The sequence below is a fragment of the Vibrio tapetis subsp. tapetis genome (assembly GCF_900233005.1).
GTDB lineage: Bacteria > Pseudomonadota > Gammaproteobacteria > Enterobacterales > Vibrionaceae > Vibrio > Vibrio tapetis.
Window position 1 is genome coordinate 812,383 of the sequence record NZ_LT960612.1, and the last position, 25,714, is coordinate 838,096.

At 44.0% G+C, this 25,714-nt stretch carries 22 protein-coding genes and 1 pseudogene; 10 read left to right on the forward strand and 13 right to left on the reverse strand.

The features are described from left to right. Positions 1-145: 145 nt before the first annotated feature. Complete coding sequence (locus tag VTAP4600_RS20700; RefSeq protein ID WP_102525469.1) at positions 146-445, forward strand: isoamylase early set domain-containing protein; 300 nt, start codon at positions 146-148, stop codon at positions 443-445. 106 nt (positions 446-551) lie between these two features. Here the strand turns inward: VTAP4600_RS20700 and VTAP4600_RS20705 are convergent, their stop codons facing one another. Beyond that, positions 552-1,433 carry a LysR family transcriptional regulator gene (locus tag VTAP4600_RS20705; protein ID WP_102524659.1) on the reverse strand — a complete coding sequence of 294 codons (882 nt, stop codon included), beginning with the start codon at positions 1,431-1,433 and terminating at the stop codon, positions 552-554. A 100-nt stretch (positions 1,434-1,533) separates the two neighbouring features. Between VTAP4600_RS20705 and VTAP4600_RS20710 the strand changes: the two genes are divergently transcribed. Next, positions 1,534-2,733: a multidrug effflux MFS transporter gene (locus VTAP4600_RS20710; protein ID WP_102524660.1), complete on the forward strand. Its 1,200-nt coding sequence runs from the start codon at positions 1,534-1,536 to the stop codon at positions 2,731-2,733. Positions 2,734-2,964: 231 nt separating this feature from the next. Then, positions 2,965-5,094 carry a sensor domain-containing diguanylate cyclase gene (locus tag VTAP4600_RS20715; RefSeq protein ID WP_102525470.1) on the forward strand — a complete coding sequence of 710 codons (2,130 nt, stop codon included), beginning with the start codon at positions 2,965-2,967 and terminating at the stop codon, positions 5,092-5,094. A gap of 40 nt (positions 5,095-5,134) precedes the next feature. Here the strand turns inward: VTAP4600_RS20715 and VTAP4600_RS20720 are convergent, their stop codons facing one another. From VTAP4600_RS20720 to VTAP4600_RS20745, 6 genes are all read right to left on the reverse strand, one after another. After that, positions 5,135-6,022, reverse strand: a complete 888-nt coding sequence (locus VTAP4600_RS20720; RefSeq protein WP_102524661.1) for a hypothetical protein — start codon at positions 6,020-6,022, stop codon at positions 5,135-5,137. Further along, entirely contained in the window at positions 6,012-8,396 is a 2,385-nt protein-coding gene (locus VTAP4600_RS20725; protein WP_102524662.1) for a fimbria/pilus outer membrane usher protein, read from the reverse strand. Before VTAP4600_RS20725 ends, VTAP4600_RS20720 begins: the two co-directional genes overlap by 11 nt. Positions 8,397-8,473: 77 nt before the next feature. Further along, positions 8,474-9,199 carry a fimbrial biogenesis chaperone gene (locus tag VTAP4600_RS20730; protein WP_102524663.1) on the reverse strand — a complete coding sequence of 242 codons (726 nt, stop codon included), beginning with the start codon at positions 9,197-9,199 and terminating at the stop codon, positions 8,474-8,476. A gap of 2 nt (positions 9,200-9,201) precedes the next feature. Further along, a complete protein-coding gene (locus tag VTAP4600_RS20735; RefSeq protein WP_197708691.1) occupies positions 9,202-9,912 on the reverse strand; it encodes a fimbrial biogenesis chaperone in 711 nt (236 codons plus the stop codon). 75 nt (positions 9,913-9,987) lie between these two features. After that, positions 9,988-10,476 carry a hypothetical protein gene (locus VTAP4600_RS20740; protein ID WP_102524664.1) on the reverse strand — a complete coding sequence of 163 codons (489 nt, stop codon included), beginning with the start codon at positions 10,474-10,476 and terminating at the stop codon, positions 9,988-9,990. 86 nt (positions 10,477-10,562) lie between these two features. Beyond that, positions 10,563-11,066, reverse strand: a complete 504-nt coding sequence (locus VTAP4600_RS20745; protein ID WP_102524665.1) for a hypothetical protein — start codon at positions 11,064-11,066, stop codon at positions 10,563-10,565. Between the two features lie 285 nt (positions 11,067-11,351). Here VTAP4600_RS20745 and VTAP4600_RS20750 point away from each other — a divergent pair, with 285 nt between their 5' ends. The 4 genes from VTAP4600_RS20750 (at position 11,352) to VTAP4600_RS20765 (ending at position 15,675) form a co-directional block, all read left to right on the forward strand. Further along, complete coding sequence (locus VTAP4600_RS20750; RefSeq protein ID WP_102524666.1) at positions 11,352-12,074, forward strand: response regulator transcription factor; 723 nt, start codon at positions 11,352-11,354, stop codon at positions 12,072-12,074. A 113-nt stretch (positions 12,075-12,187) separates the two neighbouring features. Further along, positions 12,188-12,925, forward strand: a complete 738-nt coding sequence (locus VTAP4600_RS20755) for a M16 family metallopeptidase (RefSeq protein WP_102524667.1) — start codon at positions 12,188-12,190, stop codon at positions 12,923-12,925. Continuing rightward, entirely contained in the window at positions 12,871-15,003 is a 2,133-nt protein-coding gene (locus VTAP4600_RS20760; protein WP_102524668.1) for an insulinase family protein, read from the forward strand. The genes VTAP4600_RS20755 and VTAP4600_RS20760 overlap by 55 nt, the downstream gene beginning before the upstream one ends. 159 nt (positions 15,004-15,162) lie before the next feature. Continuing rightward, the gene (locus VTAP4600_RS20765; RefSeq protein WP_102524669.1) at positions 15,163-15,675 is read left to right on the forward strand and encodes a hypothetical protein; all 513 of its coding nucleotides are present in this window, start codon (positions 15,163-15,165) and stop codon (positions 15,673-15,675) included. Positions 15,676-15,771: 96 nt separating this feature from the next. On the opposite strand, the gene VTAP4600_RS20770 is transcribed toward VTAP4600_RS20765, so the two are convergent. The 6 genes from VTAP4600_RS20770 to VTAP4600_RS20795 are packed head-to-tail and all read right to left on the reverse strand — an operon-like array spanning position 15,772 to position 22,726. Continuing rightward, positions 15,772-17,424, reverse strand: coding sequence for a BatD family protein (locus tag VTAP4600_RS20770; protein ID WP_102524670.1), 1,653 nt, complete (start codon positions 17,422-17,424; stop codon positions 15,772-15,774). Further along, a complete protein-coding gene (locus VTAP4600_RS20775) occupies positions 17,418-19,334 on the reverse strand; it encodes a vWA domain-containing protein (protein WP_102524671.1) in 1,917 nt (638 codons plus the stop codon). Before VTAP4600_RS20775 ends, VTAP4600_RS20770 begins: the two co-directional genes overlap by 7 nt. Beyond that, positions 19,327-20,289: a vWA domain-containing protein gene (locus VTAP4600_RS20780; protein WP_102524672.1), complete on the reverse strand. Its 963-nt coding sequence runs from the start codon at positions 20,287-20,289 to the stop codon at positions 19,327-19,329. Before VTAP4600_RS20780 ends, VTAP4600_RS20775 begins: the two co-directional genes overlap by 8 nt. Continuing rightward, positions 20,282-20,773, reverse strand: coding sequence for a DUF4381 domain-containing protein (locus VTAP4600_RS20785; RefSeq protein ID WP_231897988.1), 492 nt, complete (start codon positions 20,771-20,773; stop codon positions 20,282-20,284). The genes VTAP4600_RS20780 and VTAP4600_RS20785 overlap by 8 nt, the downstream gene beginning before the upstream one ends. After that, positions 20,763-21,761: a DUF58 domain-containing protein gene (locus VTAP4600_RS20790; RefSeq protein WP_102524673.1), complete on the reverse strand. Its 999-nt coding sequence runs from the start codon at positions 21,759-21,761 to the stop codon at positions 20,763-20,765. The genes VTAP4600_RS20785 and VTAP4600_RS20790 overlap by 11 nt, the downstream gene beginning before the upstream one ends. 8 nt (positions 21,762-21,769) lie before the next feature. Further along, complete coding sequence (locus VTAP4600_RS20795; protein ID WP_102524674.1) at positions 21,770-22,726, reverse strand: AAA family ATPase; 957 nt, start codon at positions 22,724-22,726, stop codon at positions 21,770-21,772. A 306-nt stretch (positions 22,727-23,032) separates the two neighbouring features. Between VTAP4600_RS20795 and VTAP4600_RS20800 the strand changes: the two are divergent. From VTAP4600_RS20800 to VTAP4600_RS20810, 3 genes and pseudogenes are all read left to right on the forward strand, one after another. Next, positions 23,033-24,950, forward strand: a pseudogene (locus VTAP4600_RS20800) (methyl-accepting chemotaxis protein). Positions 24,951-25,006: 56 nt separating this feature from the next. Then, a complete protein-coding gene (locus VTAP4600_RS20805; protein ID WP_102524675.1) occupies positions 25,007-25,207 on the forward strand; it encodes a chromosome partitioning protein ParA in 201 nt (66 codons plus the stop codon). Positions 25,208-25,464: 257 nt separating this feature from the next. After that, positions 25,465-25,710, forward strand: coding sequence for a hypothetical protein (locus tag VTAP4600_RS20810; RefSeq protein WP_102524676.1), 246 nt, complete (start codon positions 25,465-25,467; stop codon positions 25,708-25,710). Positions 25,711-25,714 lie beyond the last annotated feature (4 nt).

Sequence of the window (25,714 nt, forward strand, 5' to 3'; positions counted from 1 at the left end):
TTCAGAAAAGCAATTTACCGTATAGAGGTTTGACCTGATCGTTCTACGGTCTTAAACGAACGCTTTTGCTTGCCTTATGCAAGTGGTTGAGTTATTAAGGGGTAAATGTCGTTCATGTGAAACCATAACAAATTGGAGTTGGCTTGTGATTAGTAAACGATTTTTTAAAACAAAAGATGAAGTAGAAGTAACTTTTGTCCTTGATGTAGAAAAAGCCTCATCGGTGGCTTTGGTTGCTGATTTCCTGGACTGGGAAGCTCAGCCAATGAAGCTGAATAAGAAAGATAAGGCGTTTAAATTTAAAACTCGCCTGCCTAAAGGGAAAGAGTTTGAGTTTCGTTATCTTGTGAATGAATCTGAGTGGGTTAACGATGCGCACGCAGACCGCTATGTGCCTAATTCATTTGGACAAGATAACGGTTTGATTTCTACTACTCAAGCATAGTGCTTTTTGTGGTGAGTTTTTGTTAGCGCTACTCATTAGTAGCGCTTTTTCATTCTTATCTTAATGGCTTTTAGTCTTGACGCTTTGTTTGCTTTTTCTCCTAAATTTAGCTCGATGATGACAACCGCTGTTTTAAGTAATTGATAAACAGTTTGGTTCTCGTATGCTCGTAATCTAATTTAGGGTAGTAGGCATATACGGTTGTTGTATCTGCAGTAATGTTTGGTAGGACTTGAACGAGTTCGTTAGCATCTAACATATCTTGTATCATCATGCGGCTAGCGATGAGAACACCCATTCCCGCTTTTGCACCATAAAATAACGCCTCAGGATTCGTGGTAACGAAGTTTCCTCCTAAGGTTACTCGTTGCCCTGTAGAAAGCTGGATGTCTTTTTCTAGCCTCTCCCCCCATACCAAAACATTATGTAACTTCAAATCAGAGACAGATTGAGGAGAGCCATGGGTCGCTAGATAACCCGGCGAAGCAAACAGTTCCGCTTTATGCTCAAACAGAGGTGTGGCTTTAAAGCTTAGTGAGTTCATCTGTTCGATTTCTCTGCTGATAAATAGATCCAAACTGAGTTCAGGTAGTTGGCCCGAGATCGTGGTCGTCAGTTGGACTTTGATCTCGGGATACTGGCGTAGGAAATCATCTAAATAGCGGACAATAAATTTGGAGCCAACGGCCAGCGTAGCGCCTATTTTTAGTACGCCAGCAGGGGTTTGATTAACGGAACGAGTTTCGTCGATGACAGACTGCCATTGTTCCATTTGCACGCAGGATCGCTCGTAGAATAATGCGCCAGCTTCCGTTAAGTTGATGGATCGGGTTGTGCGCTTAAGTAATTGAACGCCAACACGCTCTTCTAGCCAGTGTATTCTCTTACTGACTGCCGAACTCGTGGTATTGAGCCTGCGGGCTGCGCTGCTGAAGCTCCCTTCATCGACTACTCGAATATAACTGCGTATTGCTTCGTTCCAATCCATAATCCCCCCATACTCTTGTTATTATTTATTCCCCACAGGACTTAATCTATTTCCTATTTGGCTAATTATCAATTGCTATGACTAAATGTACACTAGATGCATGAAGAATGAATCGTTTAATAAACTGCCGTTGTTTCTTGCAATGATGGTTATCGCCACCGGTCAGGTTGGCGTTGGAATTTACCTACCAGCATTACCACTTATCAGTGGTGACTTAGGGGTGAACGCCGAACAAGTGCAATACATCGTTACCGGTTATTTGGTTAGCCTAGGGGTGTCGCAACTATTTTATGGCCCAGTTGCGGATGCAATTGGACGCCGACCTGTGTTTATCTTTGGTCAAGGGCTCTACTTAGTTGGTACGTTAATTTGCGTGGTATTTGGCCATGACTTATCCATGATTATTTTAGGGCGTGTCCTGCAAGGGTTTGGTGCGGGTAGCGCCTCTGTTATTGGAGCCAGTATTTTACGATACTCGTATAACGGCGGCCAACTGGCTCGGGCGCTTTCGTACATGTCTATTCTGGGCTCTGTTATGCCGATGGTTTCACCTGTGTTAGGTGGTTGGCTCGCGTGGAGTTTGGGTTGGCAGTCGGTGTTTTTCTTTGTGTTTATCTACGTTGCTGCCATCTATGTTCTAGGGTGCACTATATTGCCCGAAACACTGCCATATAAAAAATCGGAACTAAAGCTGAGGCATGTATTTAGTCGCTATATTGGACTCATTAAAAGCAGCCAAGTGCTCACCAGTGCTTCTTACAATTGGATTAATTTCTTGATGATCATGGTGACCTTGTCTTTAATGCCCTACTTGTTACAAGGCGAGCTAGGAATGAGCACCGCTGATTATGGCGTGGTGATGATTTTACCATCGTTTGGTCTGTTGGTTGGTAGCTTGGTGCAAAACGTGATACGCCGTTATCTAGGCAGCAATCAGATATTGGCGTTGGCTTTGATGATGTGCAGTGTATCAGGTATGTGGTTACTGCTGAGTGATATGACAATGTTCTCTCTTATCGCATCTGTCTCGCTTCTAGCGACAGCGCAAGGCTTCATTTCACCCGTGGCCAATAGGTTATTGCTCGAACCCCATAAAAGACAGGCTGGAACGGTTACTGCGTTATCTGGCGCAATACAGATGTCGCTTACCGGATTACTTGGTGGGTGGCTAGCCGGTTGGGTTCACAGCCAAACAACGTTGGGGTTATTTTATTTAACCATGACGCTGATTATGTTGGGCTTGCTGGGTTATCGCATCTACAGTCAAAAGAGATACGAGATAGGCACGGCGATAGATTAAACGGAGTAAGATGACAAATAGCGAGTTGGACGGCCAAACAATGTAATGAATTATGAGCTTAATACGAAACTTGAGTAACCTCGCGAAATAGACTTTTGTTGGCTGTTGTTTTGCGGCCTACTTATCATGAACATAAAAGCTGAGTTGCATAATAAAAGTACTAAAGCTAACGTGAAATTTGATAATGATTCCATAATTATAAAAAATTTCAGTGGGCTTAGGGTGAACAAAGTGCAGAAACAGCAAATAGTCTCAACGGTTTCATCCGCTCGCGACCATAAAGTAGTTGCGGATGTGGTATTCGATTTTCTTGTAGAGCGAATCAATCCAAGAGCCATGTATTTTATACAAGATCCGCTATTAGTCCCTGAAGCCAATCCTTTGTACTCACGAGGTGACTATACTCCGGTCATTTCGTTTCCTGAGACCTTTTGGCGTTGGGCGGCCCAATTTGATACCTCAGAGAATCTGATCCCCCTTGAAATCAATACCTGTGCTTGGAACTACCAAGATGCACTGGGTGGGGAGTGCTATATCATGATGTTTGATAACCACCACGATTGGCGAACCTACCTATTTGTTGAAGCGGTTGACCCAAAATACATAGAAGATCAAAGTTTTAGACTTGATTTGGATGTACTTAACTTTGTGGCTTCGCGCTGGCAGTGTTTACGAGCAGAGCGAGACGCTGCAAGGGAGTTTAAAAATCGAGACATTCGGGAAGCGAAATACTTAGACGAGATCCGTTCACGAGAACAGTTCATTGAACAAATGAAAATGATCCAACAAGTTGCTGTTGGGCTATCAAATCCGCCGACATTGGATGAACTGTATCTAGGTATTGTTGAAGCCATGCGAAATCAGCTCGGATTCGATCGCAGCGTGTTCATGTTATTAGATTTAAAAAAGCGTTGTTTTACTGGTACCTATGGTACAAGCGAACATGGGGAAACCATTTCAGAGTACCACACCATCTACGATATTCATCAATTAGAAGAACAGTACATTGAAGCATTATATAGCCCCGATGAAAATCTAGTGATTATTGAAGATGCACCGCTTTACAGCTCCGGCTCAGTCGTCGGGCAAGGTTGGAATGGGATGTTGATTTTACGAGACGGCGAAGATGCGATTGGTTGGGTTGCGTTTGATAATTTCATTCGCCGTGAGCCAATTAGTAAATATGACAGAGGGATATTACGCTCGCTTGGTTCTTTGATGTCTCAAATTTATATTCGTAAAAGACAAGAACAGAACATGCGTTTATTGCATTCGAGTATGGTTGAACTTTCTCGCTGTACGACAGTAAGCGAAGTGTGTCGTTCGGCGGTTGATTTTGCCATTCATCACCTTGGTATTGACCGCTTAGCGGTGTTTTTGACCGACAGCGAACTGACCGAGATAGAGGGAACATGGGGCACGGACATTCAAGGTAATGTGGTAGACGAAAGCTATTATCGAAGCGAAGTTCAATACGATAGGCCGTTAGTCAGCACGGCGATAGCCCAACCAAATGAAATTTCGTTTGAAGACTCTGTCCCCATCTATCATGACAAACGCATTGTCGGTAACGGTTGGACTGCCATGACATTACTGAAAAGCTCAACTGAAGGGCCAATTGCATTCATTGCCGCAGACAATCTATTGTCTCGTAAACCGCTAACCAGTCAGTTACAAGAATTGATGTTGCTATTTGCGTCCAATTTGACGGAAGTGCTTCAACGTACCAAAGCACAAGAAGGGATACGCAACCTAAACGAAAATCTTGAGCGCGAAGTTAAAAGGCGCACGTTAGAATTAGAGCAAGCGAATCAACAACTGGAACTGTTATCCAATATCGACCCATTAACTCGGCTTGGAAATCGTCGCCAGTTGAGTAAGTTGATGGATAGTTTTGAAATGATGCCAAATAGTGCCCCGGTGGGCTTCGGTTTGATTTTATTGGATCTCGATTTTTTTGGTTTGTTCAATAATGCCTATGGTCACCTTGAAGGGGACATCACGTTAATACGTATTGGTAATATTCTGAATGGTTTTTGTAAAACAGATGGTGAGAGTTTCTGCCGAATTGGCGGTGAAGAGTTTGCGCTGTTGTTATCAAATACCAATGAGAAAAGCACCTGTCAATTAGCTGAGGAGATTCGGCAGGCCATTGAAAAAGAATCCATTTCACACAATCAGAACCCGCCCAAAAACCTGCTTACAGTTTCTGTCGGCTATTATTTTTCCTCAGCATTGCCGAAAAATTTCGATTTTGAAACCATGTACAGTAAAGCCGATGACGCATTGTATGAAGCTAAAGCAGGAGGAAGAAATCAAGTTGTAGGCGCAAGTGAAGTGCATTATGAGCTAAGCTATTAGCGTTGTTCTAAGGCTAATTATTAGCTAAGTGATAATACGATTACGGTTGCTGAGTCAATTCCGGTTGGATAGAGATATTAACCGTATCGTGATAGCGGCCACTTGGTTTGTTTTTTGTATCCCCTACCAGAAATGTCATGGGTATGGGCTTACCAGACGTAGAGTGTTGACTAAACCATTGATCAATAGATTGGTTTAGGTCGATATTCTGATTCTCTAATGTCAATTGGTAGGCGATATCCCATTGTGAGTTCTCTGATTGATGACGTAAAACCCCGCGATTTATTGATTCGACAGTAATGGAATAACCCCCGGTACTTTGCACCCATAGTTTAGGCCCAGGCTGGACGGTTTTATTTTTAGTTAAGTCACCGATGTTCAATTCATAGTGTCGTTGAGACAAGCCATAAAATTGTATCTTGGCACTGGGTAAAACCGATACGCTCACATCATAGGTTAGCTGTTGTTCCTGTTGGGCTAGGTTTGCGTTAGGCCCAGAGAATGAAGCGTGTAACTGACCCGTAAAATGACCGGCTGTAAGCCATTGATTGGGCGGATATCGAATTTGAAATCTTGCAGTTTCATTCAATTCAGAAAGGGAAATATACCACCGGCCTGCCTTCTCGTAACCGGCATTGCCATGCCATTCTAGCTTCATTTCTTTAGAGCCTGAACGGCGTAATACTTTAGCGCCTTGATCAATATCTAGCTCAACGTCGATTGCGCATTCTTGGCCTGTAATCTCTGCTCTAATTTGGTAGTTTTGTATCAGTGGCATTCCGCCCGTAAAGAACACATCGTAAGTTGATTTAGCCGAGAGAGGCTCAATACTGAGCAAGTTAAATTGGCAATCTAGATTGCTTGAAAGGGCGTGACCAGACAGGATGCTAGCTAAAAAACAAATAAGAAATCGGCGATTAATCCACATAGAGTTCTCCTAACAAGGTTAAAACATCGCTGTCTTGATCCAAAGTGATCACAAGACTTCTTTTTTTCTTCATGTTGAGCTCTAAACGATAAGATCCCGGTTGTAACCCTGAAATAGCAAATCGGCCAGTACGGTTAGTGAAAAATTCAACGGATTCTTGTTTGTCATCATCCAGAAAAATGGCATTGCCTGCGATGAGCTGGATCGGCGAGCCGGTTTTTTTATCGAGCATTCGGCCGATTACCGTTAACACCGCGTCAGACCCGACGGTGAGTTGGTAACCTCGGTTGTAACCCGGGTTCAGTAAGAATGCACCGTCGCCCAAATCGTAACCAGGTGGAAGGTTTTCTACGTCGTAGCCAATCAACTGTGCATTGTAGGCAACCAAGTCTGGCAGCAATACGTTGCTGCTAGAGTCACTCACGACACGGGCATACTCGGTGTTTCTGAGTGGTTCGATGGCCACCCGATTCTCAGCTAAGCTTTTGTGTTTTTTGATCACCGCGAACGACTCGCCGACTTTACGGCCAATCGCCACTGATGTGCCCGCAAAGGCAATAGCACTGGATAATTGCACTCGAGTATTGTGAGTTCGATTATCTTGATTGATGTCTTCGTAGCGTGTTGTATGGTCAGCGACAAATTGATATCGGTTACCCGTGTAATTCACACCCGCATCGACATCAGCATTGACTTTTGGGTCGGTTGTTACTGTCGCAAACGCGGAAAGAGCACCAGTATTGCCGACGCCTTCCTTATAATTTATATCCATTATAGCTTGATCGTTTTGCCCCACGTAACGTCCCACAATTCGAGTGGCTTGACTCAACGGCCAGCTCAGAGTGAGCGACGCTGATAATTCATCCTGCTGCTGTTGGTAATCACGATAATCCACCCGAGTACTCCAAGTCGCTGGAGTATCAAAAAATGAACCAGAAAGACTAGGGCTCAATGACCAGTAGTTATTATTAGATGAAATACCAGAACTGTAGGTGGCCGATGCGGCGGCTCGTAGTCTTGGCGTCAGATTTACGGAACCAAACATAGAGATGTAATGGGCAATATTATTTAAAATTTGGTCATCGACTTGATAATCATCGACCCCAGCAAAGTTCTCAGTTTGATAATCGTAGATCACGCTCCATTGCGGGCGAAGCGAATGATTGTCAGCAAAGCTGGCATCAAAGGCAATGCGCATGGCGTGCCCGTCACCCATGTTTGGGTGGTGACTTTTTGACGCGATGAACTCAGTCACGCCAAACGGCCCCGCCATTAACAAAGAGCTGCCATATTGATACAGATCCTCTTGGCTTTGCGCGTTTAAACCAATAGTTAACCAGGGATACACGCCCAAATCCAGATAACCGTGTAGCAGTCTTTGGTCGGTTTCATATTTTATTTGGTTGCCATTAAAGCCGCTAGGTGCCCCAAACATTAAGCTGTATTCAAACTCTCCACTATCGAGTAAATCATTACCGGTCGCGACTGAAAATTGAACTCGTTCTTGTTTGCCAGTTGCATCAGTAATGATCAATTCAATGTCGTTGTTCCCCTGAGCAAGCGGAATGTCATTGAGGTTATAGCTACCTGCATTGAGTGTTAAACGTTGGACGATAGCCCCATCAATGACAACGTCGACACTTGACGTTCGTTGTAATGTAAATGATTGAGTGGCCTTAGGACGCACATTTCGAGTGGGGATAAGAGTAAAGTCTCGAGTGATCCCGATACCAAGAATATCGGCACTGCCTTGTAGGTTCTTGCCGTTATTAAACATATCACCCACAACCAGCCGAGTCCCTTGAGTTGGAAAGTCGACGTTAACTCGTGTGCCATTGCGCGAATAACTGGCGGCTTCGGTACTAGAATGTTGGTAGTTTGATTCGTACTCGAGATTAGCTTGACCAACACTGAATGCAGACTCAAAACGGTGATTCGTCTGGCGGTCGATAATGGAATCCTTGTTAACGGCCTGCGTTTGTGTGCCCGATAAACTGACATTGACATAGCCACTGACCAATGAGGGTTCCAAGTAATTAGAATCTAGCTGTGAACCAGCAGCGGAAAGTTGTTGGGTGAGTAAATGGTCGGTAGGAACCAAAATTGTACATTCCAGAGTTGAAAAACTAAAAATTAGGTCTAATCCGACAGCGCGAAAGTCTTGTTGAGAGAGAATATCAGTGGCATTTGATTGCGCTAGTTTGGTTATCGTTTCTCTTGAAATTAAGCGCTTTAGTAACGCTATTGTGGCGCTTTTTGGCAACAAGATTTGATCATCTTTTGTGATGGTCAATTGAGCTTCACCAATCACACTATCGCTGATTTTCAACAGCGAAATCATTTCAATATCGCGGCCGGTTTGGTTGAGTTTCATCGTCTCGGCCTTGGGCCAAGTGGGGAAGAAAACCAGAGATGTAAACCCGATAGCCCATAGGCAGAGTCGTCGTAAACTCATGGTATCAAGCCTTGATACTCACCGGGGGGAAGTGCGTGTTTAGGAAGGATACTGAGCGTTGAGAATGGGGGAATAAACCGCTCATCAAGTTGATCGAAGAGTTGCGCATTGTAGTTTTTGGATAGTGTGGTGGTGGTTGGTACAAATTTGATGAGGCTTAAGTAGGTATAGCGATTGCCGTGATTGACCAGTTTCACTTCACCGCTCTTCTCAACATGTAAAGCCACGTTTGCTTGTTGTGACTGAGAGAAAACATGCACCAGAGCGTTATAGTGAACCTGAACTGAAATACCACTTCGCTTCTCTGCCGAATGGCTGACGGTCGATAGGCCAACACCTAGGTTACGCATCGATTCAGAAGATAAAGCCGGTTGGCTTAGCCGTAAATAGTAACTTTCAGAATTAGTTTGTTGGTTTTTGCTTACCCATTGAAGGCGAAACACCTGAGACTGAGCAGGGTGTAAAATACTGGCTAGTGGAAACACCAGTAAGTTATCGTCCTCTACTTCCTCAGTAATGAACTCGCCATTCGCTTGAAAGACAATCCGACGTAAACTGGCTTCAAGTGGCACACTTTGATTGGTGTTATTCGTGACCACTACTTGGGACATACCGCCACGTTGAGTGTCTATTTCTAATACGGTTGGTGACAGTACAAGGCTGTTGGAGAGAGCGGAGAAAAGCATCAAACCTATGAGTAGAAATAGTTTTCGTTTCATCATATTTATTCCGCATCTTCAATTTCGATAGAAACTGAGTCCGAATCAAACCCTTTAATCGGTTCCATGATGAAGGTGCGCTTAGATTTAGGTAAAACTAAGGTGCCAGCAACTAAGTTACTTAATTCAGAGCCCTTTATGAATCTAGATTGATTTTTGTCTGAAATTTTCCAATTGGTTTGCGTTAAGCGACCGTAGCTGTTGCCCTCATTTTTTACTTTAACCAACCATTGATTTTTTGAATGCTCAATTCCATCAATGCTGAGGTCTGAATGTGTGTTCTGAGGCTTGATATTTAACAAGGTATTAAATTGAAGCAGTAGCCCTAAGCTTGCGGAATCAGCATTCGGTTTTTTCACTTTTACTTGGCGAACGGAAATTCGGTAAGATTTTGACTGTGAAATGGATGGGTTACCAAGATAGCGAACCATGACAGACTGAGAACGACCAGGAGGGATAATGGCGGTAAACGGAATAACAAGTAGGTTATCTTCGGCTAATTGGGTCGTTTCGTTACCATGTTCATCCATGGTCATTGAAAAAGGAGTCAACTCTACCGTCAGAGGATCGCTGCCAGTATTGTCAATTCTCATCGACATTTGAGCGCCTTTTCCTATTGGCGATAACTCTGCGACCATAGGTTGCACTTTATATGCATATGTCGAGGAACTAACAAGTAAACCGACGATGAAAAATACCTGCTTTACTGGCATCATGATTGCTACTCCTTAGCGAGAAGTGGGAGGCCGAAGCCCCCCAAACAGTCCGCTTTGACCGTGATTTATTTGCGTTTAGTTTGCTGTGATTTGAACCGTTAATGTGTCTGAATAACCGCCAGACCACTGAGCCGTTGATGCCGTTTCTACAACTAAAGATGCAGCCGTACCGCTCGCAAGATTTGAACCGCTATATCCTTGAGTTGCACTCACATTATTCAGCCCTGGACCACCTGCCGTAACCAGCACAAGAGGTGTCATGCTCGATGGGGTTAATGTGGCGGTATAGCCGATTGCGAAATCTTCATTATCATCAGATTCAAGCCCACCTTCGGCACTGGTTAGCGTGACAACTGCGCCATCTGCATCGTTACATTTCAATGTTAGGTTTGCGGTTACAGTTTGTGTCGATGCATCAATTTGGCCAAAATCGAGTAATTGAGTGTAGAGGCCGTTAACTTCACATACTGGTGCGACATACCCGACGAGCTGAACATCACCAGCATTAGCTTGAGTAGTAAATGCTGCGGTGACTGCGATTGCACATATTGTTAGCTTATTCATATTGTTGACTCCTTTCACGGGGTAAAATTACTAGTTGTGCCCAACACCAAAATGGGCTGTGTTTGGTTTTTGGGTATTCATACTTCTTATTGGCTTATGGCATCTAGTGATGGATAAACATCAATCTCGATGACATCTTCGTACTGTCCTGCATAAAGCAGTTTGTCGCTGAGCGTTACTTTCATTATTCCTTTAGCCGAAAATGGAATGGCATCAGCACCGTTAATAACATTGGGTGACAATAGGTCACGGCTTGCCATTGAGGAACTTAGCCCGACCGACACAACATCTATTTCCAGTTGATAGTTAGTCAGGATTTTTCTATTACTGTCTAACAACTGTAAACCACCATTTTTTGAATATACAGACAACGTTAAAGGTTGGTTGCAATAAACGTTAAACGGCAACGATTGTTGTTTATGGTCGTTAAATACCATTTTGTTATTGGTACTAAAGTTAATGTTGCACTGGCTAGGTATGTAACCAGAAATATCTATTGATAACTGTTCTCCGGTTGAGGCCCAACTAGGATTATTTAATGTAAACAAACTAAAAAAAAGATAAGCATTGACCGTGAATCTTTTTTTCATTGTATATCGTCCTATGTCCCTCAGCCGTGAAATAACTATAAATGCAATTCCTAATGTAAGAGTGTTAAACAAGATTGATATGGAAGGAAAAGTATTAGTTAAGTTGTAGTTTTGGCATGTTGCTTTAAGTAATATCGTTTTAATTCATCAAGGTATGCTGGTTTGGTCCGAATAGTATGGTAAGTATCAATTTAGAGACATCAACTGAGGTTAATATGTATTTGATTGTTTTATTTCTTATTTTAAATGGCAATGAAATACTACATATTTATTTAGAGGCTTATCATGATTGAAAATATTTCAACTAAGAATCATATAAAAAAGACGGTTGTATTTATTGGAAAGGTTAATATTCATTCACAACTAATTCGTAGAGAATTAGAAAGAACTAATAAATTTATTATAAAACAGATAAATATAGATGAATTTAGTAAAGACAATATCATTAGCACAGCGTCAGTAGTATTGATGAGTTATGATTGCAGTAATGAACTTTCCCATAACGAGTTATTTCCCTCGAGCTCATTAACTAGCAATTTAGTTGTGTACGACATACCGCTAGAGTTGAAAAATCGTTATCTTGCTTCTTGGTATAGTTTAAAAGGCGTTTTATATGAAAATGCCTCGCTTGACCACCTCACTCGTTGTGTTGAAGCTGTTGCCGTTGGGGATTTTTGGCTGCCACGTCATCTTATGGCCCGAATGCTTGATAAAATGAGACCTTATGCATTGTCTTCCCAAAGTGATATTGAAGATTTAACTAAGCGAGAAAAACAGATTTTTGATCGTTTAGTGTGTGGCCGATCTAACCTTCAAATTGCAAATGAGCTCTTTATCGCTGAAAGTACGGTTAAAACACACGTCTATAAATTGTATAAAAAGTTGAATGTTAGTTGTCGAAGAGACGCCGTTAAGTTGGCTCGTAAGAAGTGTCAGCCTGCTGTTGTTAAGTTCTCGAAAATGAACACGTTTAATAAACTGACGCCATTAAAAAGGGAGTGGCACTAAAATGATGCAAGTGAAACGTTAATATTCGCTCAGCCTCATATCTGTATGGCTTATGTAATGTGTATTTGGTATAACTGTATGTAATTATTTGTATTTTCTCGTTAGGAAATGGGATGTCATACCAAATACATACTCATTTTGGACATCATCAAACTTTATCTAAAACGGCTGTCGTGGCGAGTTTTGCTGCGTTACTTTCTGCTTGTAGCAGCACATCTAGTACGTCTAATCAGTTTATCCCAGACACCAAATGGCACTCTAGTCAGCTCGAAAATGGGTTGGGCTATCACTTGTATGAGAAAAAAGGTGAGCCTATCGAGTTGCGTTTCATTGTTCGTGCTGGTGCGTTGAATGAATCGGAAAATCAGTATGGTTACGCTCATTTTCTAGAGCATATGGCTTTTAATGGTACCCAGCATTACCAAGGCAACGACATTGTTGCTGAGTTTGAAAAAGCGGGAATGAGCTTTGGTGCTGACTTAAACGCATTTACATCCCATGAAGTGACGTCTTATACACTATCTCTTCCTGACCAAACCAGTTTAGCGATGGCCTTAGAGTGGCTTCGAGATGTTGGCGACGGCATTAGCTTTGATTCTGCTGAAGTAGAAAAAGAAAAAGGGGTGGTATTAGGCGAGATTAGAAGTTACGAGCGTAATGAAAGATCTGTATTTGATCAGGCATTTGATGTTGCATTAGGTGATTCAGTCTACGCGACATACGATGTTTTGGGGACTAAAGAGAGCATTTCAAATATCGATATAGATCAGCTGAAGCGTTTTATCAAGCTTGGTATGTGCCTAACAATGCTGAGCTTGTGGTTGTGGGTGATTTTGATAAAAAAGCCTTAGTCAAAGCGATCAGTGATGAATTCGGATCTTGGGAAAAGCGTGACCTAACGGCAATTTCACCGCCCGCTGAGGTTAAAGTTTGGGATAACGAAGCGCTGCTGCTAGATGCACCTGAAGGATCATCGTCTGGGTTCGGGCTTTTTAGTCACTTGCGTACATTAGGCGATTCAGACAAGTTAAGCCAGCAAGAAGACCTCTATATTGATTTAGTGAATGGGTTGCTTTCCAATCGCTTGAAGAACAGAGCGTTTGAAGAAAACAAGTTGTTGCTTGATATCGGTGCCCAGTCATTTGTTACGTATGATCAACAGTATAGTGTGATTTATGCCGACTATGATGAGCAAGAGCGATTGACGATGCTTGAGTTTATGGCCAAAGAGCTGACGAGTATTCGTGATTATGGCTTTGTAGAAAGTGAGCTGTACACGGTTATGTCTCAGTTTAATAGTGAGCATGCCAATATCGATTTGGATGAAACCAACACAAGCTCTAGCAGCATTGCAAACTACAAGCAAAACACCCTGATTGATGATCGAGTTTATCAAGATATTGCAGATTATCGTGACAACTTAAGAGCATTTATCGATAAGGTGACCCTTAGCGACGTGAATAAGCGAGTGAACCGACTACTAAGTGCAGAGTTAAAACACATTTACTCTGCGAGCTTAGCCGATGATATGAGCGAAGCTGAACAAGGGCGTAGATTGCGCTCGTATCATCTTCCAATGCTCGCCATGTTGGAACAGCCAGGTCAGAAAACGTATATTAGTAGCGTCCCGAATGAACTGATTACTCCCACTTCGCATGGCAAGGTTGTTGAGCAAAAAACGCTGAGTGAGAATATGCATTTTTGGCAACTGGATAACGGGATGAAAGTTTGGCTTAAACGTGTACCTGAAGCTGAGAAAGAACTGTATTTGTCTTACGCTGCCAGAGGGGGAATCAAAAGTGTCGATGCCAAATTAAACCCGGCAGTCGAACTGGCATTGGATTCGTTTATGCGCAGTGGCCTTGGTAAATTTAATGCAGTTGAAGCAGACCGCTTCTTAACTGAAAATGGCATTACGCTGTACCCTATACTTGCTTCCAGTGCGCAAGGTTTTAGTATGACTTCTCACAAGGAGTCTCTTGATAACGCATTTTCCGCGTTGTATACCGCGGCCACTTCGATGCAGGTTCAAGCGAATCAGCTTGAGTTGGTTAAAAAGAATGTCGTTAACAACCGCATACAGGGGCTTAAATCGTCTTCAGGCCAGTTAACGAAAGCAGCGCGTGAAGTCTTGTACCAACCAAATAGCTACTATCAATTCCCTTCTGTTGAGCAGATTAAAGCGGTGACAGTGGAAGAAGTTCAAAGCCTTTATGATGGGCTGTTCCGTCAAAAGTACGGCTTTGATGTTGTTATCGTTGCTGACATGTCGGCATCTGAAGTCGAACCTTACCTGACGCGTTATCTAGCAAATATTCAGTATGATGAAAAAACAGATATGGGGTCGCAAACCGCAAAATTGAAGGAGGATCGCCAAGACCTTCGATTAGATATTTCTAAGGAAAACAGCGTTGCGTTTAATCTGTTCTACTCAAGTTATTATAAGACTAATTCAACACGAGAACTCATTCAGCTTGATTTGATCTACTATCTGCTTGAGACCCGTTATCGAAACGAGCTTCGAGAAGAAAGGGGGCTAGATTACACACCGGCGGTGATCCTTTCCGTCGAAGATAAAGCCGATATTGCTTCTGTTGTGATCAGTTTAAATTTGGATACAGCGGATGTAGAGAAAGCCCGTAAGGCGTTGAATGACATTCACAAAGAGCTGGCAAGTGGCTTTACTCAGTTAGAGTTGGATACCGCTAAAAAGCAAGTAAGCCATTCGCTTTCAGTGCAAAAAGACAATCCATTTGCGCAACTTTCCTGGCACCAACGAGCCGTGCTGTATGGCTATGACTTTGAAATATTTAGCCGTGCACCCGCAATACTCAATACGATCTCCGTCGATGATGTGAACAAAACGCTCAATGCGTTAATGGGGCAGGATACAGCAACCTTTGTGGCTGAAATGTGGCCGAAGCCTTAGTGAGGCGATGTCTCATTTTAGAGAGGTATAACAACAAAATATTAACAATAAGATGTGAGCAACTTGACACATTGCTGTTGGTGGCTTTTCTTTAATACTTGTTTGATATTTTTATCAAGCAGCGTGTAGTTAGACATTCATGTAGAAGGAGCATACAAAGTGAAGCTAATTTCAATATCAGTATTAATGGCAGGTTCGGCTTTGATGTTTGGTTGCCAATCGACGGCACCAATGTCAGAAGATGAAAAAATGGTTACCTCGAAGTTGTGCTCGGTGGGTGATATGTCGGGCGTCTCTGCAAACCAAGATATGTTTGAAAAGGCAGTCATGGATTGTGGTGGATATGACATCTTTACCGAGGACATGCTAGTTGGGAGCACATTGACGTTTTCTTTCAACAATGGCAAGAGCACTCGCATAATGAAGGCTGCTGAAGATGGAACAGCATCTTATGATAAGCCGGAAAAAGGAACTTCAGAAACGATTCAGTGGAAGCTGGATGACAGAGGAAACTTGTCTTTGATGTTTGAAGACGGTTATCTGTGGCACTGGGTTCTACAAGCGGAAGCGGGGAATTACTGGGCTATTAAGAGCTATGGTATCGGGGCCAAAGCGGAAGAGCGTGACATCATGAGCATGGTGGTGACGGTTACGCCTCCTGTGGAAATATAACCTACTCGTGATTCAATAAAAAACCACTCAGTCATTTCTTACTGAGTGGTTTTTTTATTTACGGCCTGAAAAGCTCTTGTTGGATTTTCGTATTATTTACAATTTAGCCAGTGAGGTATTAATCACTTGGTTACCGTGAGGAGACAAGTGCTTGAACATGGACTTCAGCGCTTTCTTATCAACGGACATGCTTTCGTGTTCAGGCCTTGAGCTATATAGGCTTGCGAGAAACTCATCCACTAGTGTTTGTAGGTTTTTACGCTCTTCACTCGACGGTGAATAGAGGGTCATCCATTTTTGGTAATCGCGATTGAACGCTATTCCGTCGTTATCGTCCAGAGCGCGGTTGATAGACGTCAGCAGCGATGAATTGGTGTCTAACTTGATGACTGTCGGTACGGATAGGTTGTTTGATGGGCTGCGTTTTTCTTTCAGCCAAAGTGCAACAAACACTAACCAAAGTAATGCAAAAAGGCCACTTGCATATGGCCAGATCCCAGCATCAACCACCGTGATGGTTTGGGTGGGGATATCCGATGCAATAGTGGGAGCCAAATTGTCTGATTCTGTGCTGGCTTTTACGGTCCAATTTGCGCCGTTTATCTTAGCAAATTGAGCCTTGTTGGAGTCACTATGCCACCAGTTCACACCGACGCTCGGGAGGGCGTATTCTCCGGCCTGTTTGGCGATTAAAACCTGCTTTAATGTCATGGTGGTGAGGCCATTTTCATCCGTTTGATAGGTTGCGGGCTCTTGATATAAACGAATGTTATTCGAGTATTCCACCACCAAGTTTGGCAATTGTTGCGCAGATAAGTTAGCGGCCTTAAGGACTAAGGTACGGCTAATGGGTGTGCCGACTTCAGAAGAGAAGCTATCGCCGTTGATTTGTGCTCCATCCGCGTCTTGCCAAAGCTGTTGTAGTGACAGTTGTGTGGTGGGTAACCAAGTCCCTTGGTAATCACTTGGCTTGTCTTTGATGTTGAGAATGACGGGCTGAGCACTGGTATTTAATTGGATAAGACGAGTGCGGCCACGGTTATCAGCCTCTACTAGTGAGCCTGTTAAAGTCGAAGGGGTTAAGGTGATGGTTCCTGATTGATTGGCACTGACATTAAAAGATTGTTCGACGACGGTTGCTTGAATGCCACTGATAACGGTTTGATACTGATTGGCTTCCGCAACGGGAGTGATGGTTAGGCCGTCGCCAGTTGGGGCTTCAATATTCGTATTTTGCAATCGGCGCGGGTCTGCTTTTAGAATCAACTTAGTGTGGAGCAGTGTTGTTTCTCCGATATACAGTGTGTGTTTGTCTACGGTCGCTTGCATCTTCACCACGTCGGCTTGTGTGGTTGCTTCGCTATCCATAGACACTTGTACGTCTATTGCCTTTGTCTTGGCTCCGTTTATGTCAAAGCTCGGGATAGTTAACACGCCTAATCGACTGGCCGCGAGCGCTATTTTCCACTCGCTGCGCAGTGATGTTCGTCCGTTGACGCTATTTTGATAAGAACCAAAGCTTGGCCGGCCTATGTAAAAATCTGGTTCTAGCGCCGAGAAGTCGACCTCGTTGCCTTTTGCCCGTGTATCTACACTGATGGTCAGTTGAAATACTTCGTCTTTGTTGACTTTGTTAGTACTCACACTCGCGGTGGCGACTGGAGCGGCGTAACTTTGCACACTACCCAATGACGCAAAACATGCGATCAATAATAAGGGCCATGTTTTGAAAATAGAGACTTTTACCATGATTTCTTCACTTTGTTAGGTGATTCTTTTTGCTGCGCTTGCAGAAGCATTTGCGCTTTTAATAAGAAGCTCGGATCGCCCTGGCTTTGGATCTGTTCCAATTTGCGCAAGTTCGGATCTACGTGTTGTGTGTTGTCTGAATCTTGCGCCATTGACGCTGTTTTAGCGTGAGCATTGTCATTTTCAACACCATCTGTATCTGACGCTGGTTCTGTTTTGCTTTCTTGTTGCGACGTTTGATTCGCTTCATCTGAAGTCGGCTGTTCTTGACGCTGCTCGTTTTGAGCTTGCTCCTCTGGAGACGGTTGCCCTTGAGATTGAGCTTCTTCGGGTTGGCTTTGTTGTTCTGGTTTCCCTTGCTCTGATTGGGTTTTATCCGATGCGCTTTGATCTGAATTTTTTTCACCAGAAGAAGGTTCGCCATCAGACGACGGATTCGAATTAGACGGATCATTGCCCTTTTTGTCTGGGCTATTCTGATCGTTTTTTTGTTGGTCATCCGGTTGTTGATTGTTGCTGCCATCTTTTTGCTGCTGCTCTTTTTGTTGTTGCTGTTTTTGTTGCTCAAGAGCGTGTTCTACGATGGCCAGATTTTTCTTAATATCATCGGCGTCAGGTGACTCTTTCAATAAGGATTGATAGGCTGATTTGGCGTCCTCCAACTGCCCATTTTGCGCTAAGGCGTTGGCGAGATTGTACTTGGCGTTGGCCGTGTCGATCCCTTGTAGGCTATCAATGGCCTGCTGATATTCCCCAGCTTGATAGTGCGCCACACCTTGCCATTCTTTACTCGAAAATTGACTTGCCGCTTGTTGGTAATCTTGCTGTTGAAAAGACTCGTAGCCTTGTTGATTGGCGTTTTGTAAAGGCGCAGATATTGATGCAGCCAAAGCAGGTTGACTTGGCGTGAGTGGCAGAACAAGCAGAGCCAATGAAAATAACCATCCTTTACGAAATAAGCCAAGCAAGGGCAGCAGTACAAACGGAAGCAACCAGAAGCCATTATTAATACGGCTACTGAGTTGTTTTCCGTTCGCCTCTGAACTGTTGATCTCTGAACTTGAGGTCAGGCTGAAGTTCGCAATGGCATCGACGTCTTGGTTATCTTGTCTTAACGCGCTGAATACCCCTTCGGTGCTGCGCGCCAAGCTTTGCAGACCAGAAAGATTAGTGGTTGCCATAACAGTGACACCGCTGTTGTCTTTTAACAGTGTGCCGTCAGGTTGAGTGATAGGAGATCCTTGCTGCGTGCCAACAGCAAGAACTGAAATACGCCACGGTTGGCCCGACAAGTGATTGTTCAACGCTGTTAGCTGGTCGGTATCGATATCATCGGCCAACACAATCACGTCACCTTGCTGGTGCCCAGCTTCTTTCATCAGTTGAATAGCTTGCTCTATACCGGCTGGTAAGTTACCACCTTGAAATGGCATGATCTCCGGTGATAAGTTTTGTACTAAATCCGCTAAAGTTTGACTGTCGGTGGTCAATGGGCTGAGTGTATAGGCATCTCCGGCAAACGCGACTAAACCAGTTGTGCCTTCTTTCCATTTAGGAAGAAGATCCAATGCCTTGTATTTGAGCTGCGTTAGACGATTAGGCTTGATGTCCGTTGCGTATAAACTGCGAGACATATCCAACACCAATACACGAGCACTTTGCAGTTGAAACGCAGGGCGCTCTTGTTGCTGCCAGCTTGGCCCTGCTAAAGCGATACATCCGAAGATCCAGCTGAACAACAGGAGCTTAGGTAAATGAGATGCACGGCTTTGTTCTAAGCCGAGCCCAGTTGCGATATGAGCTGCGATGAGTCCCTGTTTTGAACGGCTTCGAATGAGCCAAAATGCCAATACAATGGCTGGTAACATGGCGAGCAACCATAATGGCGTGATGAACATGAAATCAACCATGATGCCTCCTTAATACGGCAACAAACATGGATAAAAATAGCGCAATGGCAAGTGGGAGGGTGAACCATTCTGATTGTGGTCGCCAAGTTTGACTGACCGAAGTGATAGGTTCTAGTTTGTTAATTTCATCGTATATATTGGCCAAATCTTTGCTGTCTCGAGCTCTAAAGTATTGGCCTCCTGTTATTTGGGCTATCTCGGTTAACATTTTTTCATCCAGGTCTTGGGCGGTGTTAACGGTACGCTCAAAAAAGAAGTCCTTCACTACCATTTCGCCCGCACCCACACCAATGGTGTAGATGGTCGCGCCATATTGTTTGGCTATTTTGGTTGCTTCAATAGGGTCGATGATACCAGCGGTGTTGCTGCCATCACTGAGTAATACCATGACACGTTGTGGTGCTTCACTATCGATGAACGTTTTAGTGGCAAGGCCTATGCCTTCTCCGATTGCAGTTTTAGTGCCGATCAACTTTAGTACGGTTCTATTTAACTGGGCTTTGACGGTGCTCTTATCTAGTGTCAGTGGCGTTTGCAGATAGGCATGATCAGCAAACAAGACCAAGCCTAGCCTGTCTCCGCTTCGTTTATCAATGAAGTCACCAACGACTTGTTTCACTGCCGTTAGGCGATCGATAAAGTCGTTGCCTTGCTTCATGTCCTCTTGGCTCATGGAGTAGGATAAATCTACCACTAGCATCATATCTCGATGTTTTGGATGAAACTCGACGGGTTCACCAAGCCATACTGGGCGAGCCAATGCAGTTACCGCCATCATCCAAGTAATGACGGCCAGTAATTTTAGCAATTTGGAGAGGCTGGGGGTTTGCGCGTCTTCCGTTGGCACAAACGGGAGCTTGATTGCTTCTTGGTTAGGCGCTGGTGGAGCAAAGAAATAAATTAGGGACGGTAAAGGCAGTAAGAAAAATGCCCACCACCAAGCGAAACTAAGCATGAGTTGCTCCTTGATTCTGGCGAGGTTTTGGTGGCAGGGCTTGTACAATCCATTGTTTAGCATCTGCAATTAATGCGGGGTCTTCCTCTCCTGATTGATATAGCGCGGTGTCCCAGCGAGCCTGTTTGGTAACAAAAGTTGGTTGGTTTAACTGTTGGTCAAGAAATTGATACCAACTCTTCCCTGTTAAGGAGGCAATGTGTTGACGAGGAAAGTAGCTCATGGCGGCTTGGCGCATCAGGTTATGTGCCTCCATGACGCTGGTTGATGATGAAAATTGGCGAAGTGCTTGAGTTTTAGCTCGGAGCTTTTGCTCGCGACGATAAAGTGCATAAATAAGGGCGAAAACCAGGCCGACTGTCGTAAAGATGAGCAGCCACCATCCCCATGCGAGCGGCCAGGCGCTCGGTTCTAACGGTAACCGTAAAGATTCAAGAGGAAGAGGAGGTGTTTCCATATTCGGTTGGGGGTTGTTAACGGCCATTTTGCCCTCCTTTTACTTGCAGATCATGCAGTTGAGTGAGCAAAGAAACGTTGCTAGAGATTTCGCTAGTAGGTATCGCAAGTGACTGGCAAGCTTGAGTAAAAGGAGTCAAAGCGTGTTGAAATTTCTGCTCTATTTTGTCTTTTGTGGCTTTTGAACCAAAATTTAGCCAAGCGCTGCTGAATGCATCTTTTACGTGTGCAAGCCCTTTATATTGCGTTTCACCGTGCTCTAGCGGGTCTGAGATCTGAATGGCTCGAATGTGATTATGTTGGCGCAATTGGCTGAGCAGTGCCTGGTGCTTGTCGCCAAACCGCTGGAAGTCGCTGATTAATATCACGTCACTGCCCTTGGGGCATAATCGATGAAGAGACTGCAAAACGTCGGTCACTGAGGTCGAATTTTCTGATGCTTGAGTGATTGAAATCGCATCACTGTGTTTTCGAACCATTTGGTCGGCAATGTACAGGGCTCCTTTCGCCCGAGCCGTTGGCTTTAGGTCGTACAGAGAGGCGCCGTCATCAATGATGGCACCGATTCGGTCTCCATTGCTTACGGTTAGCCAACTGATTAGGCTGGCCATGTGTGCAGCTTGCACGGATTTCAGCATCAATTGAGAACCAAAACGCATGGTTGTACTCAGGTCAATATACAAAATAACGGGTTGTTCTCGTTCTTCTGTAAACAACTTGGTGTGCGTTTTTCCAGTGCGAGCGGTAACGCGCCAATCAATAGAACGAATGTCGTCACCGGCTTGGTACTGGCGCACTTCAGCAAAGTCCATTCCTCGCCCTTGATGTCGGCTTTGGTGCCCACCGTTTAACTGAGACCACAAACTTCTCGCTGGTGGTTGCCAGTGTACCGTTTGGCTTTTATAGGCGAGTAGCTCATCTAGGCACAGTTGCACGCCATTGCTTTTTTCAGGCAAAGCCAACGCTTGCGAGGTGCCCGGCGATGTGGTTGGCGCCGCTTTTCTTTTCCCTTTCATGACAACCCCTAAGCGCTGCCAACAACACTGAGTAAGTGGTCAATTACTTGGTTTGGTTTTATGCCTTGAGCTTGAGCCGAATAACTTAGCAGTAAACGGTGTCTTAGAACCGGGTAAGCCATGGCTTGTATATCTTCTGGTGTCACGTAATCTCGGCCAGCTAACCAAGCATGAGCGCGACTGGCTCTGTCTAAGGCAATGCTGGCTCGTGGGCTGACTCCCATATCAAGCCATGATGCTAAATCTTGGCTGTATTCTTGTGGTTGTCTGGTTGCCATGACTAAGCGGATGATGTATTCCTCAACGCCTTCAGCCATGTGAGTGGCTAATGCTTCTTGGCGTGCCGCGAATACGTCGCTTTGCGTCACCTTAATTGCTGAATGGTTGATTTGACCTTGAGCTTCCCCACGATTAAGCCTGAGTATTTTTAGCTCGTTTTCAGCGTCTGGGTAGTTCACTTCTAAATGCAATAAAAAGCGATCCAATTGAGCTTCTGGCAATGGGTAGGTGCCTTCTTGCTCTATCGGGTTCTGAGTTGCCATGACCAAAAACAGTTCTGGTAGCGCATAGGTATTGCGCCCAGCGGTGATTTGCTTCTCTGCCATGGCTTCAAGCATGGCGGCTTGAACTTTTGCTGGGGCACGGTTGATTTCGTCGGCCAGCAGTAGAGAGTTAAATATTGGGCCAGATTGAAAAGTGAACTCTCCGGTTTCTGGGCGGTATATATCGGTTCCCGTTAAATCAGCAGGCAGAAGATCGGGAGTAAACTGAATTCTGTGGAAATCCCCTTCAATACAATCAGCAAGGCTTTTAACGGCTCGGGTTTTTGCAAGACCAGGAGGGCCTTCGACCAATATATGACCGTCAGCTAACAGGGCAACTAACAGCTGCTTAACCAGACCGTGTTGGCCTATCACTTGGGAATTTAAGTAGTTTTGTAATTGAAGGAAGGTGTTTGATTGCATATCGATTACGTTCCAATGGTTATCAACGTCACATATCTGACCTAAATCAGAAAAAAAAGTTCAGCTTAACAATTTAATAAAATGCTGATTGCGAAAGAGAAAACAAACCTATCATTAAATAGTTTTTGACGCCAAACGTTTGCGATCTGCTGGGGGGCTAAAATAGGCCCAATTTTTTGCGTATAATTGGAAGGTATGTGTAAGCATACGTAAATCCACAGTATTATTTGTATACGCTGGCCGTCAATATTTTGTATAAATCATTTATAGGCCGGCATTAATTATTTGTTTGAAAAAGGCAAAACTATGATTGGCTCGCGCTCAATGAGTATTAAACGAAAAATCGTTGTCGGGATTACCTTTGCGGTAATTGCATCAACTAGCCTAGTTGATGCAATTACCGCAAAATCAGTCCCGAGATGTATTGGAACACCGTCTGGTCGATATTGAGTTACCGTCTATGCTGGACTTAGTGGGCGTACAAATTGACGGTGAAGTCTCACAAATGCTGGCAGCGGCCGAGCAACTCGCGTCGAATCAATTTATTCACCAAGCAATCAAGAATACCGATCGTGATCCTGAAAGTGAAGCCATGTTAGTCAAACAATTGAACGTGGTTCGCGATCAATATGGACTTAACGATGCGTCAGTTGCGAACCGTAATACGGCGTATTATTGGAATCAAGGCGGCTTTTTACGTGAATTGAATCAACAGCAAGATGGTTGGTTCTTTGGCTTTACTCAGTCAGGACAAAAAACCAGCGTCAGCATTTTCCAAGAAGCTAATGGCGACGTGAAAATGTTCTCTAACTTCCAGCAAGTGAATGGTTTAGCTATGTCAGGATTATCGAAGTCACTGACGGACATGGTTAATTTGCTAAACAGTTTTCAGATAGAACAGTCTGGCTACGTTTATTTAGTGAACGCCGAAGGTAAGGTTCAGATCCACAAACAAGCAGGTAAACGCAAAGATAGCCTAACCTCACTCTATGGTGGTGAGACTTCGGCTTTACTTAACAAATCTGCTTTTAACTTGATCACCGCTCAAGACAATGGCCAAGAGGTGTTTGTTGCGACTCGCTACATACCTTCGATGGACTGGTTTGTGGTAGCTCAAGTACCTGTAGATGAAGTGTTTGCAGAGCTCAACGCTACCGCGCAAAAAATGCTGATCACGACACTTGCAGTGGCCGCCGCCTTTATCTTTTTAGGGCTGATCCTTGCTAGAAGTATCACTCGTCCAATTCAGGTGATTTCTGAGCGATTCAGAGAGCTGGGTGAAGGTGACGGTGATTTGTCTCAACGTATCCCGATTAATGGTAATGACGAACTAGCGAAACTTTCTGAAGGATTTAACGGCTTCATTGAGAAAATTCATGGGTCAGTTAAAGAAGTGGCTGAAACCAGTCATGCACTTCAAATTGCGGCGCAAGGGGTTTCAGAAAAATCTCATTCGACGCACGATAATAGCCAAAATCAACGTGACCAAACTATTCAAGTGGTTACGGCGATCAACGAAATGGGCGCAACCATCAGTGAAATCGCTACGAATGCCGCAACCGCAGCAGAGACAGCGAGTGGGGCTGAGAGCAATACCGAAGAAGGTCGTGCTGTTGTCTTTAAAGCAAAAGATGCGATCAGTCGTTTATCATCAGACATTGACCACATTGGCAGTGTTGTTCAAAAACTGGCGGGCACGACACAAGATATCGGTTCAATCTTGGATGTGATCCGTGATATTTCTGACCAAACGAATCTACTGGCATTGAATGCGGCTATCGAAGCGGCTCGTGCGGGTGAGCAAGGTCGTGGTTTTGCAGTGGTAGCCGATGAGGTTCGTAACCTTGCAAGCCGCACGGCATCTTCAACTGAAGAAATTCAGAAGATGATTAACCAGCTTCAAGGGGATGCTCAAAATGCAGTCGATGCAATGGAAGCTGGGAAGGCGGTAACGCAAGAAGGCGTAGTGTCGACGGACCAAGCTGTGGGAGTCTTAGCACAAATCTCTGAAAGCATTTCTGATATATCAGATCGTAATACTCAAGTGGCTACGGCGACAGAAGAGCAATCTACGGTTGTGCATACCATTAATGAGAACATCGAAGAAATCAACGCTATCAACGAAATGACAACCAATGCGGCGCAAGAATTGGCAGATGCAAGTAACGAGCTGCAAGAGCTATCTCGTCGTTTGGATGCCATGGTTGGTGGCTTTAAACTCTAGATTGAGACTGAAAAAATGAGTAGACTCAGCTTAGAGTTAATTATTGGGTAAGTGATATGAGCGATTTTGAAAAAGAACTGGAACAGATAACAGAACAAGTGGCAAATGAGCCAGAAGTGAAACTGCCTTCAATTGAAGAGCAAAAAGCCGTTGTTGCTGAATTGAAGCGTTTGGAAGCGGAAGGAAAGCTGACTCCAGAAATTCTAGAAAAGCACTTTGGTCAATTTCAAGAGAACGCAGGCGGCCCGATCCACTAAGCTTTGCCTAATAGAAAAAGCACCGAAAGGTGCTTTTTTTGTGCCTATCGTTTATAAATATGCAAGGATCTTGTCGATCTTGCGTGCTGGGAATATTGATCTTGCTCAATTTATTGGGGCTGGCTAGGGCTATTAAACCGTTGTTTTGTTAACTGCTGCACAAATTTTTACTGTGTGAATTAATAATACTGAACGAGTTTGTTTTAATTGTGTCAATACAATGACATCATCATCACGCGCTAATAAGGAAAGGCCCCATGCCAAAGGTATATTGTGAAGCTTGCGATAAGAAAACCGACCACAAATCGATTATGCGCAAAAACCCTCCTCAATGTACTACTTTCCTCGAGAAATTGTCTTATACCAATCAATCTGTGTTTCAATTCATCTGTGGTAAACATTATTACGATATGGAACGCCAGCATTACTGTCGAGTTTGCAATCATCAAAACAGTATTATTTCGATGAAAGAGCAAAGATTGACTGAAACGCGCGTTGCGTAAAGCC